Source organism: Streptomyces sp. NPDC104106 (assembly GCF_055584345.1).
Window position 1 is genome coordinate 538,849 of record NZ_JBVJMF010000001.1, and the last position, 14,099, is coordinate 552,947.

16 protein-coding genes are annotated in these 14,099 nt (G+C 74.7%); 5 read left to right on the forward strand and 11 right to left on the reverse strand.

All coding sequences use genetic code 11. The annotated features are described in order from the left end of the window. Positions 1-12 precede the first annotated feature (12 nt). From ACZ60X_RS02475 to ACZ60X_RS02485, 3 genes are all read right to left on the reverse strand, one after another. A complete protein-coding gene (locus ACZ60X_RS02475) occupies positions 13-207 on the reverse strand; it encodes a hypothetical protein (protein WP_469592361.1) in 195 nt (64 codons plus the stop codon). Between the two features lie 74 nt (positions 208-281). Next, a complete protein-coding gene (gene npdG, locus ACZ60X_RS02480; RefSeq protein WP_469592363.1) occupies positions 282-998 on the reverse strand; it encodes an NADPH-dependent F420 reductase in 717 nt (238 codons plus the stop codon). Continuing rightward, entirely contained in the window at positions 995-1,162 is a 168-nt protein-coding gene (locus ACZ60X_RS02485; RefSeq protein ID WP_469592365.1) for a hypothetical protein, read from the reverse strand. The genes npdG and ACZ60X_RS02485 overlap by 4 nt, the downstream gene beginning before the upstream one ends. Positions 1,163-1,318: 156 nt before the next feature. Here ACZ60X_RS02485 and ACZ60X_RS02490 point away from each other — a divergent pair, with 156 nt between their 5' ends. Both ACZ60X_RS02490 and ACZ60X_RS02495 read left to right on the forward strand, forming a co-directional pair. After that, on the forward strand, positions 1,319-1,915 hold the full coding sequence (locus tag ACZ60X_RS02490) for a hypothetical protein (protein WP_469592368.1): 597 nt from the start codon (positions 1,319-1,321) through the stop codon (positions 1,913-1,915). Positions 1,916-1,971: 56 nt separating this feature from the next. After that, positions 1,972-3,249 carry an MFS transporter gene (locus ACZ60X_RS02495; RefSeq protein ID WP_469592370.1) on the forward strand — a complete coding sequence of 426 codons (1,278 nt, stop codon included), beginning with the start codon at positions 1,972-1,974 and terminating at the stop codon, positions 3,247-3,249. Positions 3,250-3,276: 27 nt separating this feature from the next. Here the strand turns inward: ACZ60X_RS02495 and ACZ60X_RS02500 are convergent, their stop codons facing one another. Further along, a complete protein-coding gene (locus ACZ60X_RS02500; protein ID WP_469592372.1) occupies positions 3,277-3,510 on the reverse strand; it encodes a hypothetical protein in 234 nt (77 codons plus the stop codon). Between the two features lie 59 nt (positions 3,511-3,569). Between ACZ60X_RS02500 and map the strand changes: the two genes are divergently transcribed. Together map and ACZ60X_RS02510 are read left to right on the forward strand one after the other, a co-directional pair. Continuing rightward, entirely contained in the window at positions 3,570-4,427 is an 858-nt protein-coding gene (map, locus tag ACZ60X_RS02505) for a type I methionyl aminopeptidase (RefSeq protein ID WP_469592374.1), read from the forward strand. Between the two features lie 87 nt (positions 4,428-4,514). Beyond that, positions 4,515-5,162 carry a biliverdin-producing heme oxygenase gene (locus ACZ60X_RS02510; RefSeq protein WP_469592377.1) on the forward strand — a complete coding sequence of 216 codons (648 nt, stop codon included), beginning with the start codon at positions 4,515-4,517 and terminating at the stop codon, positions 5,160-5,162. A gap of 367 nt (positions 5,163-5,529) precedes the next feature. Here the strand turns inward: ACZ60X_RS02510 and ACZ60X_RS02515 are convergent, their stop codons facing one another. Both ACZ60X_RS02515 and ACZ60X_RS02520 read right to left on the reverse strand, forming a co-directional pair. Beyond that, positions 5,530-6,174 (reverse strand): PhzF family phenazine biosynthesis protein, encoded by a 645-nt coding sequence (locus tag ACZ60X_RS02515; protein ID WP_469592379.1) that lies wholly within the window; start codon positions 6,172-6,174, stop codon positions 5,530-5,532. Continuing rightward, positions 6,167-7,039 carry a hypothetical protein gene (locus tag ACZ60X_RS02520; protein ID WP_469592381.1) on the reverse strand — a complete coding sequence of 291 codons (873 nt, stop codon included), beginning with the start codon at positions 7,037-7,039 and terminating at the stop codon, positions 6,167-6,169. The genes ACZ60X_RS02515 and ACZ60X_RS02520 overlap by 8 nt, the downstream gene beginning before the upstream one ends. A gap of 165 nt (positions 7,040-7,204) precedes the next feature. Here ACZ60X_RS02520 and ACZ60X_RS02525 point away from each other — a divergent pair, with 165 nt between their 5' ends. After that, the gene (locus ACZ60X_RS02525; protein WP_469592383.1) at positions 7,205-8,221 is read left to right on the forward strand and encodes an SCO2278 family lipoprotein; all 1,017 of its coding nucleotides are present in this window, start codon (positions 7,205-7,207) and stop codon (positions 8,219-8,221) included. A 107-nt stretch (positions 8,222-8,328) separates the two neighbouring features. On the opposite strand, the gene ACZ60X_RS02530 is transcribed toward ACZ60X_RS02525, so the two are convergent. The 5 genes from ACZ60X_RS02530 to ACZ60X_RS02550 form a co-directional block, all read right to left on the reverse strand. Then, complete coding sequence (locus ACZ60X_RS02530; RefSeq protein WP_469592386.1) at positions 8,329-9,057, reverse strand: bifunctional DNA primase/polymerase; 729 nt, start codon at positions 9,055-9,057, stop codon at positions 8,329-8,331. Positions 9,058-9,196: 139 nt separating this feature from the next. Then, positions 9,197-9,811, reverse strand: coding sequence for a TetR/AcrR family transcriptional regulator (locus ACZ60X_RS02535; protein ID WP_469592388.1), 615 nt, complete (start codon positions 9,809-9,811; stop codon positions 9,197-9,199). 26 nt (positions 9,812-9,837) lie between these two features. Further along, a complete protein-coding gene (locus ACZ60X_RS02540) occupies positions 9,838-10,833 on the reverse strand; it encodes a small ribosomal subunit Rsm22 family protein (RefSeq protein WP_469592390.1) in 996 nt (331 codons plus the stop codon). A 780-nt stretch (positions 10,834-11,613) separates the two neighbouring features. Further along, on the reverse strand, positions 11,614-12,795 hold the full coding sequence (locus ACZ60X_RS02545) for a serine hydrolase domain-containing protein (RefSeq protein ID WP_469592393.1): 1,182 nt from the start codon (positions 12,793-12,795) through the stop codon (positions 11,614-11,616). Next, positions 12,735-14,039, reverse strand: coding sequence for a multidrug effflux MFS transporter (locus ACZ60X_RS02550; protein WP_469592987.1), 1,305 nt, complete (start codon positions 14,037-14,039; stop codon positions 12,735-12,737). The genes ACZ60X_RS02545 and ACZ60X_RS02550 overlap by 61 nt, the downstream gene beginning before the upstream one ends. Positions 14,040-14,099: the final 60 nt, after the last annotated feature.

Sequence of the window (14,099 nt, forward strand, 5' to 3'; positions counted from 1 at the left end):
GCCCGTGGCGGGTCAGCTCGTGGCGGACGGGCCCCGGCCCGCCGCCGCGCGCCGGCTGCGCTTGACGTAGTACCACGTCATGTTGGACGACAGGCCCGCGAGCAGCACCCAGACGATCCCCAGCCAGCTGCCCTGGGCGAAGGAGACGACGGCCGCGGCCACGGCGAGGGCGCAGACGACGAGGGTGCAGAGGGCGATGCGGGGCATGACGGGTCGGCTCCTGTCGGGGACACTGCTCGGAACTGCTTCGCCGACCAGTGTCCCCCATCGCCCCTGCCGGCTCACACGTCGGTGACGCGGAGCCCGGCGTGTGCCTTGTAGCGGCGGTTGACGGAGATCAGGTTCGCGACGAGCGACTCGACCTGGTGGGCGTTTCGCAGCCGCCCGGCGAAGACGCCGCGCATGCCGGGGATGCGCCCGGCGAGGGCCTGGACGGTCTCCACGTCGGCCCGCTGCTCGCCCAGCACCATCACGTCGGTGTCGATCTCGTCGATCTCCGGGTCCTGGAGCAGGACGGCGGACAGGTGGTGGAAGGCGGCGGTGACGCGGGAGTCCGGCAGCAGGGCGGCGGCCTGCTCGGCGGCGCTGCCCTCCTCGGGCCTGAGGGCGTAGGCGCCCTTCTTGTCGAAGCCGAGCGGGTTGACGCAGTCCACGACGAGCTTGCCGGACAGCTCCTCGCGCAGGGACTTCAGCGTGTCGCCGTGGCCGTCCCACGGCACGGCGACGATCACGATGTCGCTGCGGCGCGCGGTCTCGGCGTTGTCGGCGCCCTCGACGCCGTGGCCGAGTTCCTCGGCGGCGGCCCGCGCCCGCTCGGCGGCCCGGGAGCCGATGATCACCTTCTGGCCGGCCCGGGCGAGCCGGTAGGCGAGGCCCTTGCCCTGCGGGCCGGTGCCGCCGAGGACGCCGACGACGTATCCGGAGACGTCGGGCAGGTCCCAGGGGTCCTTGGCGGGGGCCTTGTCGGAAGCGGGGCCGGAAGAGGTCGTAGAGGTCATGTGCCCGACTCTACGTCCGTGGCGGGTACGGCACCGGGTCCGGTGAGCCGGTGCGGCGGCACCCGGCGGAAGGTGACCGTCCCGTAGGGGCCGAAGTCGCCGGTCCCGTGGCGGAATCCGGCCGTGCCGGCGTCGATGCCGTGAGCGGCGTGGGCACCGGTCATGGGGACGGCCCGCCGAAGCGGGACCGGGACGGGGGCCGGGATGGGACCGGGAACCGGGGACGGGTGTTCGTGCGGGGCCCCGGTATGTCCCCGGGGTGGGCGAATTGCGGGTGAACTCCGGGCCGCGAGCGGCCGGTTGCGGCAGGATGCGCTCGCATGGACGCCGTACGGGTCGCCTTGCTGCGGGAAGTGCTCGCCGGGACGGAGTGGCTGGGTGCCACCCGGAGGTTCGCGGGGGTGCTGCGCGGCTCGGTGGTGGCGCACGGGGGCGGGCTGCTGCTGGTGGGCACGCCGGAGTACGAGCCGTGGCATCTGGCGGCGCACCTGGTGGACGAGGCCGCGTGGTCGGGGACTCCGGAGCTGGCGCCGACCCTCGTACGGCACCGGGTGCGCCCCTCGGACCCGCCGCATCTGGCCGTCGGGCCGGGCCGGATCGAGGCGGCGCGGCGGGGCGAGACCCTGCTGGTCGTGGCGCCGGACGAGCCCGCGCCGCTGCTGGAGCGGGTGCACGCGGCCCGGCGGGCCGGGGTGACGGTGCTGGCGCTCGGCGCGGGCGGCGGCGAACTGGCCGCGATGGCCCACGAGGCGCTGGCGGTGCCGGAGGGTGCGGAGCTGGACCTGGACACCGTGCAGCACCTGGTCAGCGCGGGGGCCGGGGAGAACGGGGGCCCTCCGCGGGCCCGGCGGGGTGTGCGTGACCGGCTGTCGAGGCTGGCGGAGATCCTGACGGCGCCGCCGCCGGCGCCCTGGTGACCGCGCCGGGAAATACGGTTGCCACCGGGTGCGCGACCGATCGAGCATGACCCCTTGTGCTCCGCAACCTCCTCCCCGACCTCTCGCCCTGGAACGCCTCCGCGGACTTCCGTCGGCTGTGGAAGTCCGGCCTGATCAGCAACTTCGGCAGTTTCCTCACCTTCGTCGCGCTGCCCGTGCAGCTGAAGGACCTGACGGGGTCGGCCGCGGCGGTGGGCGCGGTCGGTGCCGTCGAACTGCTGCCCCTCGTCGTGTGCGGGCTGTACGGCGGCGCCCTCGCCGACGCGCTCGACAAGCGGAAGCTCATCGTGTGGACGGAGGCCGGACAGGGCCTGCTGAGCGCCCTGCTGCTGCTCGACGCCCTGCTCCCGCGGCCCGCGGTCTGGCCGCTGTACGCCATCGCCGCGCTGTCCGCCGCGCTCGGCTCCGTGCAGCGCCCGGCCCTGGACTCCCTGTGGCCCCGCATCGTCGCCCACGACGACATGCCCGCCGCGGCCTCGCTGAACTCGCTGCGCTGGACCGTCGGCGGCGTCGCCGGTCCGGCCGCCGCGGGCGTGGTGGTCGCCTACGCGGGCCTCGGCTGGGCCTACGCGGCGGACACGCTGACGTTCGCCGTCTCGTTGGCGTACATCCTGCGGATCGCCCCCTCCCCCGCCTCCCACGAGGCGTCGAAGCCGTCCCTGGGCGCGATCCTGGAGGGCGCCCGGTACGCCTGGAGCCGCGGGGAACTCCTCGGCACCTACGTCGTCGACCTCGCGGCGATGACCCTCGCCATGCCGCTCGCCGTGCTGCCGTTCCTCGCGGACGGGCTGCACGCCGACTGGTCGCTCGGGCTGATGTACGCGTCCGTCCCGGCCGGGGCGATGCTGGTGAGCCTGACCAGCGGCTGGGCCTCCCGGGTGCACCGGCACGGGCTGATGGTGGTGGTGTCGGCCACGGGCTGGGGCCTGGCCGTCGCGGCGGCCGGGGTGTGCGGGAACGTGTGGCTGGTGCTGCTGTTCCTGACGGTCGGCGGCGGCTTCGACATGGTGTCCGGGATCTTCCGGGCCGCCATGTGGAACCAGACGATCCCGGACGAGCTGCGCGGCCGGCTCGCCGGGATCGAGCTGCTGTCGTACTCGGTCGGCCCGCAGCTCGGCCAGGTGCGCGCGGGCGGCTTCGCGGCCTGGGCGGGCGTGCGGACCTCGGTCGTCTCCGGCGGGCTGGCCTGCGCGGGCGCGATGGGGCTGCTCGCGCTGTGCCTGCCGGGGCTCATGACGTACGACGCCCGGACCAGCGAGCACGCGCTCCGGATGCGCGAGCGGCGCGCCGCCACCGCCGAGGCCGTGGGCTGATCAGCGGTCCGATCCCGTCCGGTCCGGTCAGTCGTCGTCGGTGTTCCCGCGCGCGGACGCGTCGTGCCAGCGCGGGTCGGTCTCCCATTCGAGGTTGCGTTCGCGGGCCGTCTCCATCGCGTGCTCGGCCTCCTGACGGCCGGCGTACGGTCCGAAGCGGTCCTTGGCCGGGCACTCCGGGCCCTCCTCGACCTTCTTGTGCTCCAGGCAGTAGTACCACTCGCCCGGCTTTCCGACGGTGCGCTTCTTGAACAGGGGCATGGGCGGCTCCTCTCGCCACCGACATGATCCCCCGATCCGCGCTGGATAGACTCGCTGGCATGTCTGGCCAGTCGCTGCTCGTACCAGGGGAGCTGTCCCCCACCCGTTCGGTCCCCGGAAACATCCGCCGTCCCGAGTACGTCGGCAAGCCCGCGCCGACGCCGTACACCGGGCCGGAGGTGCAGACGCCCGAGACCATCGAGGCGATGCGCGTCGCCGGCCGTATCGCCGCGCGGGCGATGGAGGAGGCCGCGAAGATCATCGCGCCCGGGGTCACCACGGACCAGTTGGACGAGGTCGCCCACACGTACATGTGCGACCACGGCGCCTACCCCTCCACGCTGGGCTACCGCGGCTTCCCCAAGTCGCTGTGCACGTCGGTCAACGAGGTGATCTGCCACGGCATCCCGGACTCGACGGTGCTCCACGACGGCGACATCGTCAACCTGGACGTGACGGCGTACATCGGCGGTGTGCACGGCGACAACAACGCCACGTACCTGGTCGGCGACGTGGACGAGGAGTCGCGGCTGCTGGTGGAGCGGACCCGGGAGGCCCTGAACCGCGCGATCAAGGCCGTCAGGCCGGGCCGGCAGATCAACATCATCGGCCGGGTCATCGAGTCGTACGCCAAGCGCTTCGGCTACGGCGTCGTACGGGACTTCACCGGCCACGGGATCAACTCGTCCTTCCACTCCGGCCTGATCATCCCGCACTACGACAGCCCGCACGCGACGACGGTCATGCAGCCCGGCATGACGTTCACGATCGAGCCGATGCTGACGCTGGGCACCTACGAGTACGAGGTGTGGGACGACGGCTGGACGGTCGTGACGAAGGACCGCAGGCGCACGGCCCAGTTCGAGCACACGCTGGTGGTGACGGACACGGGCGCGGAGATCCTGACCCTGCCCTGAGCCGGCGCGAGCCCGTCCTTGGCGGAGGGCGGGCTCTGTCTTGTAGACTTTTACCGACAGCCTGTCGGCAACCTGGGCGGTGGCCTCATGGACTCCTTCTCGGCCCTCATCCGCACCGCGTCCCATGAGCAGCACGTGGCAGCCGAGACCTCGACGTTCATGAGCGACCTGCTCGCCGGCCGGCTGGGCGTGGCGGCGTACGCGCGCTACACCGAGCAGCTGTGGTTCGTCTACGAGGCGCTGGAGAGCGGCGCCGGGCGGCTGGCCTCGGACCCGGTGGCCGGCCCGTTCATCCGGCCCGAGCTGCTGCGCCTTGCCGCACTGGAGCGGGACCTGGCGCATCTGCGCGGCCCCGGCTGGCGGGCGGCCCTGTCCGCGCTGCCCGCGACCCGGACGTACGCGGACCGCGTCCGCGCCTGCGCCGAGCGCTGGCCCGGCGGCTACGTCGCCCACCACTACACCCGCTACCTGGGCGATCTGTCCGGCGGCCAGATCATCCGGGACCGGGCGGAGAAGACGTGGGGCTTCCCGAAGAAGGGCGACGGGGTCCGCTTCTACGTCTTCGAGGGCATCGCCAACCCGGCCGCCTTCAAGCGGGGTTACCGCGCCCAACTGGACGCGATGGCCCTGGACGACCTGGAGAAGCAGCGGGTCGTAGCGGAGTGCGGGCGGGCGTTCGCCCTGAACACGGCGGTGTTCAGGGCGCTGGGCGAGCAGTTCCCGCTCAGCGCCTGAGCGCTCCGCTGGAAGTGCCGCGATACGCCGTCGGCCGCTGGTGCCCCGGCAGGCAGCGTGTGCCCGTGGACCCGGCAGGCAGCGTGTGCCCGTGGAGGAGCGGCCTCCGGTGCGGCGGGTGGGGGCACCTTCCGTTCGGCGGGGGAGCGTGCCGGGGCGAACGCCGCCTGCCGGGGAACCAGTGCCCCGGCAGGCGACGTTTTCCCGTCAAGGAGCGGCGTCCGGTGCGTGCTGTCGGCGTGCCGGCCGGAAGCCCTCGTACTGGGCGTACGTGGGCTTCCGGCCGGTGCGGCGAGTGGGGGCGCCTCCCGCGCAGCGGGGGAGCGTGCCGGGCGTCGCGACGGGGCGAACGTCGCCTGCCCGGGCACTAGCGCTCCAGCAGGACGCGTCCGCCGACCTCCACCCAGCCGTTCGGCTGCGGGGCGGTGAGGAGCTGCGAGCCCCTGCCCTGGGTGATGTTGAGGGCGCGGCCCAGCCGGTCCGTCAGGAGGATGGCCGCCGCGCCGGTGGCCTCGTCCTCGTCGATCCCGTCGTCGCGGCCGGGGAAGGCACGGGCGCGGATCCGGCCGGCCGCCTCGTCCTGCCACGCCCACGCGTAGATCCACTCCCCCGGCGGCGGCACGTCGAGCGCGTCGACCTCGGCGGCGGTGGGGTACTGGCGCAGGGTGCGCGGCGGCGCCCACTCCGCCCGCGCCTCGATCCAGCTGAACTCGCCGTCCAGCCGGGCCCCGACGACCCCGGCGGGCGTGACCAGTTCGGGCACGTCGAGCAGCCAGGCGGCGCCGACGCAGGGGTAACCGGCGAACGGCAGCCGCAGGGTGGGGGTGTAGATGTCGATGACACCGCGCTCGGGGTCGTCCACGAACACGGTCTCGCTGAAGCCGAGTTTGGCCGCCAGCTCCTGCCGGTCGCCCCGCTCCGGCAGGACCGAGCCGTCGCGGACGACACCGAGTTCGTTGCCGTAGCCGCCGTCCGGTCCGCAGAAGACGCGGAGTACGTCGTAGTCAGTCACCGGGGAATTGAAACATCGCGGCGGCCGCGTCACGGGACAGGGGCCAGGTGCGGATGCCCGAGGGCTCGTAGGGCAGCCCGGCCACGGCGTCGCCGTGGCCGCGCTCCAGGGCGGCCCGCTGCCGTTCGGCCGCCGGTGCGCCGGGACGGGCGGCGAGGCGCTCCATGCGCCGCCGGTGGCCCTCGGCCATCACCTCGGCGTCCCGCCGCCACAGCTCCTCGTCGCGCAGCCGGGTCAGGACGACGCACGGCGGGGTCCGCCCCTGCGCCAGTGCGGCCACCGCGCGGTCGTGGCCGTCGAGGATCAGCCAGCCGTCGAGGAGCGGCGCCCACCACAGCAGGACGGGGGCGAGGGTGCCGTCGCGCACGTGCTTGCCGTACGCCTTCACGCGGGCGGCACCGGGATCGGAGAGCCGGCGCAGGGGCACGACACCGTGCCATCCGCCACCGCAGTACAGCTCCAGCAGCCCGCCGGGCCAGTCGCGGACGAGGTCGGCCGTCCAGACGCCCGGTTCGAAGGCGGTCCGCAGGGACAGCTCCCAGCGGCCGTCGTACAGCGGGTCCCGGCCGGAGTCCTGCAGCCAACGGGCGTACCGGTGCGCCCAGTCGGCCTCGGAGCGCATCCGCGCCGACCGGATCGGCGGCAGGGGCGAGCGGTAGCCGTCGCGGCGGTGCAGGTGGAGGTCCTGGCAGCAGGGCGCGCCCGTGCCCTCGGGGCGGCCGAGCAGCAGGGGCCGCCACGCCTGCCGCAGCAGCAGCCTGCCGTCGTCCGCCGCTTCGAACCGCAGCGGCGGGGGCCCCGGCCGGCCCTCGATGCCCAGCACCAGCCGGCCGGGCCCCAGCGGCTCCCTGTAGGCGTTCCCCATGCGGGTCACCCTCCCACGACCCGGCCGCGAGGCGCGTGTTCGGCTTCCCGCCGGACCCGGCGGGCGTCCAGGTCACGGTGTGGCCGCTGTACCCGGTCCCGGCGCTCGCGGTGTCGCCCGTCCCGGTAGGGTTCGCCTCCGGGAAGGGGAAGGTGAAGCAACCCGATGAGCAGGGATCGCAGCCCGCGCGGGCTCCGCGGGCGTGACCGGACCGCACGTACGGCGGCGCGCCGCGGCGTACTCATGGCGGCCTCGCTGGCCGCCGTGTCGCTGGCGGCGAGCGGGTGCGTGGTGGTGCACGGCGAGCGCGTGGTGCTGCCCGCCGCCACCCGCGCCGAGGCCGCCCGGGCGGTCACCGCGTTCACGACCGCGTACAACAACGCCGACAAGGCCTACGAGAGCTCTCTGGACGCGCCCTATGTCACCGGCCCGTTCGGCGACATCGACGCGGCGCGGCTGAAGGCCGGGCACACCAACAGCCCGTCGGGCAACGCGAGCCATGTGCCGCTGAAGCTCACGGACGTGAGGATCACCATCCCGAAGAAGGCCGGCTGGCCGCGCTGGTTCGTGGCCGACGCCCGGGGCAACAAGGCGGGCGATGCCCGCTGGCTGATGGTGTTCACCCGCAACGCCCTCGGTGAGCGGTGGCGGGTGGCCTACCTGACGCTGGTCGCGCCGGGCGCCGTACCGAAGTTCACGACCGACAAGGACGGCTGGGCCGAGGCCGTACCGGCCGACACGGCGCAACTCGCCGTGCCGCCCCGGCGGTTGAGCGAGGACTACGTGACGTACCTGCAGAAGGGCGGCAAGACCTTCGCCGCCGGCTCGTACACGAGCGCCGAGCGCGCGGACCGCGCCCAGCGCGCCCGCAAGCCGGGGCTGGTGACGCAGTTCGTCGACAAGCCGCTCACCAGCGGCGACTACCAGCCGCTGGCGCTGCGCACGGCGGACGGCGGCGCGCTGGTGTTCTTCACCACGCACCACTACGAGAAGCGGACCGTCGCCGCGGGCACCACGATGCCGCCCCAGAACAAGGACGTGCAGGCCCTGACCAAGGGCGAGGTGAACCAGTCCCTGACGCTGGAGCTGATGTCCAACGAGGTCGCCCTGGACCCGGCGGGCGGCGGCGCCGTGTCGCTGCTGGGGCGGGTGTCGGGGCTGACGTCGGCGCAGGGCGAGTGACGGAGACGGGCGCGGGGCGTTGACACCAGCGGCCCCGCCGCGGGGCGCGGCCGGCCGCGACGGACCCGCGGTCGGCCGACGGCGTCACGGCACGTCCGGCGAAGCGCTCAGCGCCGCGGCGGCCAGGCGGCGCCCTGGTGCTCCGTGCCCACGTACCGGGCGCAGGCGTCGGTGAGGGCCTCCAGCAGCGTGAGCGGGTCCGGCAGCGGGTGCTCCGGGCCGCGCACCCAGCGCACCCGCTGGTCGTCGCCGGGCAGCCGGGCTGGGGGCACGAGCACGTACGACCCCCGGCAGTGCCAGCGCAGGCCGGGGTGCTCGTCCATGGTCTCCGGGTGGCAGTCCAGCTCGCAGGGCCACCACTCGTCCTCGTCCTCGGGGGTGCCGCGGGTGAGGGTGAAGAACAGCACGCGGCCGTCGTCGCTCTCGGCGACCGGGCCGACCTCGATCCCCGCGCCGAGCAACCGCTCCAGGGCCTCCCGGCCGGCCTCCAGGGGCACGTCGAGGACGTCGTGGGTCATGCCGGTGGCGGTGATGAAGTTGGCCTGCGGCTGGTGGCGGGCCCAGCGCTCGATCTGGGCCCGGTCGGTGGTGGACTGCGTCTGCCAGGCGAACGACACCGGGTGCCGGGCCGGGGTGGGGCAGCCGACGCGGTCGCAGGAACAGCGGTAGCCGGGCGCGGGGTGGGCGGCGGGGGCGAGCGGCAGGCCCGCCCCGGCGGCGGCGAGCAGCAGGGTCTCGCGGCCGCTGTCGTCGGCGGCCTCCTTCGGGCGGCGTCCACGCAGCCACTGGGAGAGTCTGCCCTGCCGGCCGGACCGGCCGCCGAACGTCGCGCTCATCTATCCCCTCGCCTCGCGGATTGCCTCGCTGGTCTGCCTCGCTGGTGTGCGGACAGCATGCCTTATCGTCCCATCCTCCTGCGCTTCGGGGGGCCGCGGGGCGGATCCGGAGGAACCGGACGAGACGCTCCTCACACGGTCAGCGGGGGATCAGGCCGTACAGGGCGTAGTCGACCAGGGCGTCGGTGTAGGCGTACGAGATGGGGGCCGTGTGCTGCAGCCAGCGCTGGGCGAGCGGGGACACGAACAGTTCCAGGGCGATGCGGGGATCGACGTCGGGCCGTACGGCGCCGGTGTCCTGCGCGGCTCTCAGCCGGTCGACGTACAGCTGGAGCTGGGGTTCGAGGAGCTTGGTGACGAACTCGCGCCCGAGCGGCTCGTTGACCACGCCCTCGGCGGCCAGCGCCCGGGAGGGCGCCTCGAAGCGCGGGTCGAGGAGCTGGTCCACCGTGATCCGCAGCACCGCCTTGAGATCGGCGGCGAGGTCGCCGGTGTCCGGGATGGTGTACGGCTCCTGTCCCGCTTCCCGCGCGGCCTGCGCGGACAGGTCGAGGAACGCCTCCAGCAGCACCGCCGCCTTGGAGGGCCACCAGCGGTAGATCGTCTGCTTGCCGACGCCGGCCCGGGCGGCGATCCCCTCGACGGTCGTCTTCGGGTACCCGACCTCGCCGACCAGGGCGAGGGCGGCGGCGTGGATCGCCCGGCGTGACTTCTCACTGCGCCGGCCGGCGTCGGGGGCGGGGTTCTTGGCCATGGGGCGACGTTAACAAGCCAGGACGTTCACTCCTCCGGATCAGCCGGGGGCCAGGGGTCTCCCCAGTCGGCGTCGCGGGCGGCCTTGTACAGGTCGCCGTGCCGCTTGGTGACCGTCGTACGCGCCAGCCGCTCGTCCGCCTCGCACAGGTCGAGCAGCACCTGACCCTTGCGGATCTGGGGGCGGCGGACGATCCGGGAGGGGGCCGGGCCGACGGGCAGGCGGGTGGCGGCGACGTAGGAGAACTTCTCGTCCTCGTACGGCAGGGTGCCGCCCTTGACCTGGCGGTGCAGCGAGGAGCGGCTCACCCGGGCGGAGAAGTGGCACCAGTCCGTGCCGGGCGCGATGGGGCAGGCGGCGCTGTGCGGGCAGGGCGCGACGACGTGGAGCCCGGCGCGGACCAGGCGGTCGCGGGCCTCGATGACGCGGGCGTAGCCGGCCGGGGTGCCGGCCTCCACGATCACCACGGCCTGCGCGGCACCGGCCGCCGCGTCGACGAGGGCGGCGCGGTCGGGCTCGGCGAGTTCGTTGAGGACGTACGACACCGTGACCAGGTCGGTGGCGTCCAGGGCGAGGTCGGCGCCGATCCGGGCGCGCTGCCAGCGGGCGCCGCGCAGGTCGGGGCGGGCGGCGGCGATCTCCCGGCCGAGGGCGAGGGCGGGCTCGGCCCAGTCCAGCACGGTGACGTCCCGCTCGCCCGGCCAGGTCGCGGCGACGGCCCAGGTCGCCGCGCCGGTGCCGCCGCCGACGTCGACATGGCGGGCGGGCGTGAAGCCGGGCGCCGCCTCCGCGAACGCGGCCAGCGCCGAGCGGACCGCCTCGAAGGTGGCGGGCATGCGGTAGGCGGCGTACGCGGCGACGTCGGCGCGGTCGCGCAGGATCGGGGCGTGCGTCGGAGTGGCACCCCGGTAGTTGGCGATCAGCCGGTCCACGGCTCCACCGGCCTGCCGGGGCGGGAGCCCCGCGAGGACGTCGTCCAGAGCGGCACGCAGCGCTTGAGCCGGGGTCACGGGGTCGTTCACCCGGCGATTCTACGGCCCCGGCTCGTGCGCCGGCCGGGGGGCGAGGGCTTCGGCGCCGGTCGGGGGGTGAGGGCCCGGGTGGCGACCGGGTGATGAGGGCTCGGGCGACGGTCGGGGCGTGAGGGCTCGGGTGACGGTCGGACGGTCAGGGCTCGGCCCTGCGCCGGATACGCGGCGACGGCTCGGGCAACGGCCGGGCGGTGGCGCCGGGGCACCGGCCGGAGGGCGACGGCTCGGCCCTGCGGCGGACGCGCGGGACCGGTCGGGCAACGGACGCACTGCGAGGGCTCGGCAGCAGTCGGAGTGGAGGCACCTGGACACCGGCCGGACAGTGAGGGCCCGGGCGACGGTCGGACGGTCAGGGCTCGGCCCTGCGCCGGATACGCGGCGACGGCTCGGGCAACGGCCGGGCGGTGGCGCCGGGGCACCGGCCGGAGGGCGACGGCTCAGGCGCCGGGCCCCCAGTGACGGGCCGGGTCCGGCCCCCGGTGACGCCCCGAACCCCGACACCAGGCGACAGCCCGGACCGGGCCCGGTGTCGGTGCTCCCCTCCTGGCCCACGCTGACAGCCAGGCCCCGACCCGACGGCGACGGCTCAGACACCGGAACACCGGTGACAGCCCAGCCCGCGGCCCGGCGTCGACGCTCCCGTCCTGGCCCACGGCGACGCCCAGCACCGACCCCTCCGTGAGCGGACAGCCGCCCGCGCTGCCACCCGAGCTCCCACCTCAACCCCAACCCCCCAGCCCCCGCCGCCGCTCGAGGTAGAACCGGCGGCGCTCAGACCACCGCTCGCGCCAGCCGGGTCGCCAGGGCCGATCGGGGGGCGTTGTCCGGGGGGCGGCGTCTGGGGTGGACCGTGTTCGCCAGCAGGACCAGGAAGGTGTCCGTGTGCGGGTCGAGGACGAGGGAGGTGCCCGTGAAGCCGGTGTGGCCCGCCGCGCCCCTGCCCGCCAGTTCGCCCATGAACCAGGGCTGGTCGACGGCGAAGCCCAGCCCCGGCGGAGCCAGCAGCAGCTCGACGAAGTCGGGACCGAGGATGCGGGCGGGGCCGTAGGCACCGCCGGCGAGCAGGGCGCGGCAGAAGACCGCCAGGTCGCCCGCGGTCGAGAACAGGCCCGCGTGGCCGGCGACCCCGCCGAGCGCCCAGGCGTTCTCGTCGTGGACCACGCCCCGCAGCATCCCCCGGTCCGCCTTGGCCCACGGCCGGCGCTGGTCCTCGGTGGCCGCCGCCCCGCGACAGGGGCCGAAGCGGGTCGCCGTCATGCCGAGCGGGCGGGTGATGCCGTCCTCGATCAGGACGTCGAGGGCGCGGCCGGTGACGCGCTCCAGCACGCACTGGAGCAGCAGCATGTTCAGGTCGGAGTAGACGTGCGCGCCCGGGGCGTACGCCGGCGCCTCGGCGCGCAGCAGGGACAGCCGGCCGGCGTCGTCGGGGCAGTCGTACAGCGGGAGTTCGGGGCGCAGCCCGGAGGTGTGGGTGAGGAGCTGGCGCACGGTGATGCCGTGGGCGGCCGCCGCGTGGAAGTCCGGCAGGTAGTCCCCGACCCGCGCGTCCATGCCGAGGGTGCCGCGCTCGATCTGCTGCACGGCCGCCACGGACGTGAACAGCTTGGTCAGGGAGGCCAGGTCGAAGGGCGTGTCCACGGTCGCCGGGACCCGTGCCTCGGGCGGCAGTTCGACGCCGGTGTCGGTCTCGGGGTCGTAGGCGGCGTACCGCACCGCCCAGCCCGCGGCCTCGGCGACGGCGATCACGGGCCCGCGGCCGGCCAGGACGACGGCCCCGGCCGCCCAGGGGCGGTCGCCGGAGGTCAGGGTGTGCAGATCGCCGATCAGGTGCGCGATGGCGGCCGGGTCCAGCCCGGCCCGTTCCGGTGTGTCGGCGCGCAGTCGCGGTGCGCTCAGTGCTCGTCTCCCTCCGGCCCCGTACGGGTGTTCCCCCGTGTGCTCCAGGGACGGCACATTCCCACGAAGCAGGCCGCCGCGACCAGTGCTCCCGCCAGTTGGACGAGCGCCATGGGGACGGCGGTGCGTTCGCCGGCGATGCCGACGAGCGGTGAGGCGACCGCGCCGACGAGGAAGGAGGTGGTACCGAGCAGCGCGGAGGCGGAGCCGGCGGCGTGCCGGGTGCGCAGCAGGGCGAGGGACTGGGTGTTGGGGAGCGTGACGCCCATCGCCGACATCAGGACGAACAGGGCCGCGGCGACCGGGGCGAGGCCCACCTGGCCGAAGACCCCCGTCGACATCAGCAGCAGGGCCGTCGCGGCGACGACGATCACCGCGAGGCCCGCGCCCAGCACCTTCTCCAGCGCGACCCGGCCGACCAGCACCTTGCCGTTGAGCTGTCCGGCGGCCACCAGGCCGACCGAGTTGAGGCCGAACAGCAGGCTGAAGGTCTGGGGGGAGGCGCCGTAGATCTCCTGGACGACGAACGGCGAGGCGCTGATGTAGGCGAACAGCGCGGCGAAGGCGAAGCCGCCGGCCAGCGTGTAGCCGGTGAAGGGCAGGTCGGTGAGCAACGCCCGCATGGCGCGCAGGGCTTCCGGCGCTCCGCCGCGGTGCCGCTCCTCGGGCGGGAGCGTCTCGGGCAGCCGCAGCCAGACGAGCCCGGCGAGCAGCGCGCCGACGACCGTGAGCAGCACGAACACGCCCCGCCAGTCGGTCACCCGCAGGATCTGTCCGCCGATCAGCGGGGCCACGACCGGGGCGACCCCGGAGATCAGCATCAGGGTGGAGAAGAAGCGGGCCATGGCGACGCCGTCGTACAGGTCGCGTACGACGGCGCGGGCGATGACGATGCCGGCGGCGCCCGCGAGCCCCTGGGCCAGCCGGAAGGCGACCAGTGTCTCGACGTTCGGCGCGAGCGCGCACAGCGCGGTGGCGACGAGGTAGACGGCGAGGCCGGTCAGCAGCGGGCGGCGTCGGCCCCAGCGGTCGCTCATCGGGCCGACGGCCAGCTGCCCGAGCGCCATGCCGGCCAGGCACGCGGTGAGGGTGAGCTGAACGGTGGCGGCGGGGGCGTGCAGGGACGTGGTGACCTCGGGCAGCGAGGGCAGGTACATGTCCATCGCGAGCGGCGGTGTCGCGGTGAGGCCGCCGAGGACGAAGGTGACGAGCAGACCGGTGCGGCGGCCGGGAGCCGGCGAGGAGACCGCAGCGGCGTCACCCCCCTCCCGCTGTATCGGTGCCGTCGCACGCTCGGGCATGCGTCCCACGCGTCCCTCCTCTGTCCTTCCCGGCCGTACAGAGCCGGCCCCCATACTCTC

What these genes read in the sequence shown, in the direction of transcription:
- ACZ60X_RS02475 (WP_469592361.1), bottom strand. Translation starts at nt 207, where the DNA reads ATGCCCCGCATCGCCCTCTGCACCCTCGTCGTCTGCGCCCTCGCCGTG.
- npdG (WP_469592363.1), bottom strand. Translation starts at nt 998, where the DNA reads ATGACCTCTACGACCTCTTCCGGCCCCGCTTCCGACAAGGCCCCCGCC.
- ACZ60X_RS02485 (WP_469592365.1), bottom strand. Translation starts at nt 1,162, where the DNA reads ATGACCGGTGCCCACGCCGCTCACGGCATCGACGCCGGCACGGCCGGA.
- ACZ60X_RS02490 (WP_469592368.1), top strand. Translation starts at nt 1,319, where the DNA reads ATGGACGCCGTACGGGTCGCCTTGCTGCGGGAAGTGCTCGCCGGGACG.
- ACZ60X_RS02500 (WP_469592372.1), bottom strand. Translation starts at nt 3,510, where the DNA reads ATGCCCCTGTTCAAGAAGCGCACCGTCGGAAAGCCGGGCGAGTGGTAC.
- map (WP_469592374.1), top strand. Translation starts at nt 3,570, where the DNA reads ATGTCTGGCCAGTCGCTGCTCGTACCAGGGGAGCTGTCCCCCACCCGT.
- ACZ60X_RS02510 (WP_469592377.1), top strand. Translation starts at nt 4,515, where the DNA reads ATGGACTCCTTCTCGGCCCTCATCCGCACCGCGTCCCATGAGCAGCAC.
- ACZ60X_RS02520 (WP_469592381.1), bottom strand. Translation starts at nt 7,039, where the DNA reads ATGGGGAACGCCTACAGGGAGCCGCTGGGGCCCGGCCGGCTGGTGCTG.
- ACZ60X_RS02525 (WP_469592383.1), top strand. Translation starts at nt 7,205, where the DNA reads ATGAGCAGGGATCGCAGCCCGCGCGGGCTCCGCGGGCGTGACCGGACC.
- ACZ60X_RS02530 (WP_469592386.1), bottom strand. Translation starts at nt 9,057, where the DNA reads ATGAGCGCGACGTTCGGCGGCCGGTCCGGCCGGCAGGGCAGACTCTCC.
- ACZ60X_RS02535 (WP_469592388.1), bottom strand. Translation starts at nt 9,811, where the DNA reads ATGGCCAAGAACCCCGCCCCCGACGCCGGCCGGCGCAGTGAGAAGTCA.
- ACZ60X_RS02550 (WP_469592987.1), bottom strand. Translation starts at nt 14,039, where the DNA reads ATGCCCGAGCGTGCGACGGCACCGATACAGCGGGAGGGGGGTGACGCC.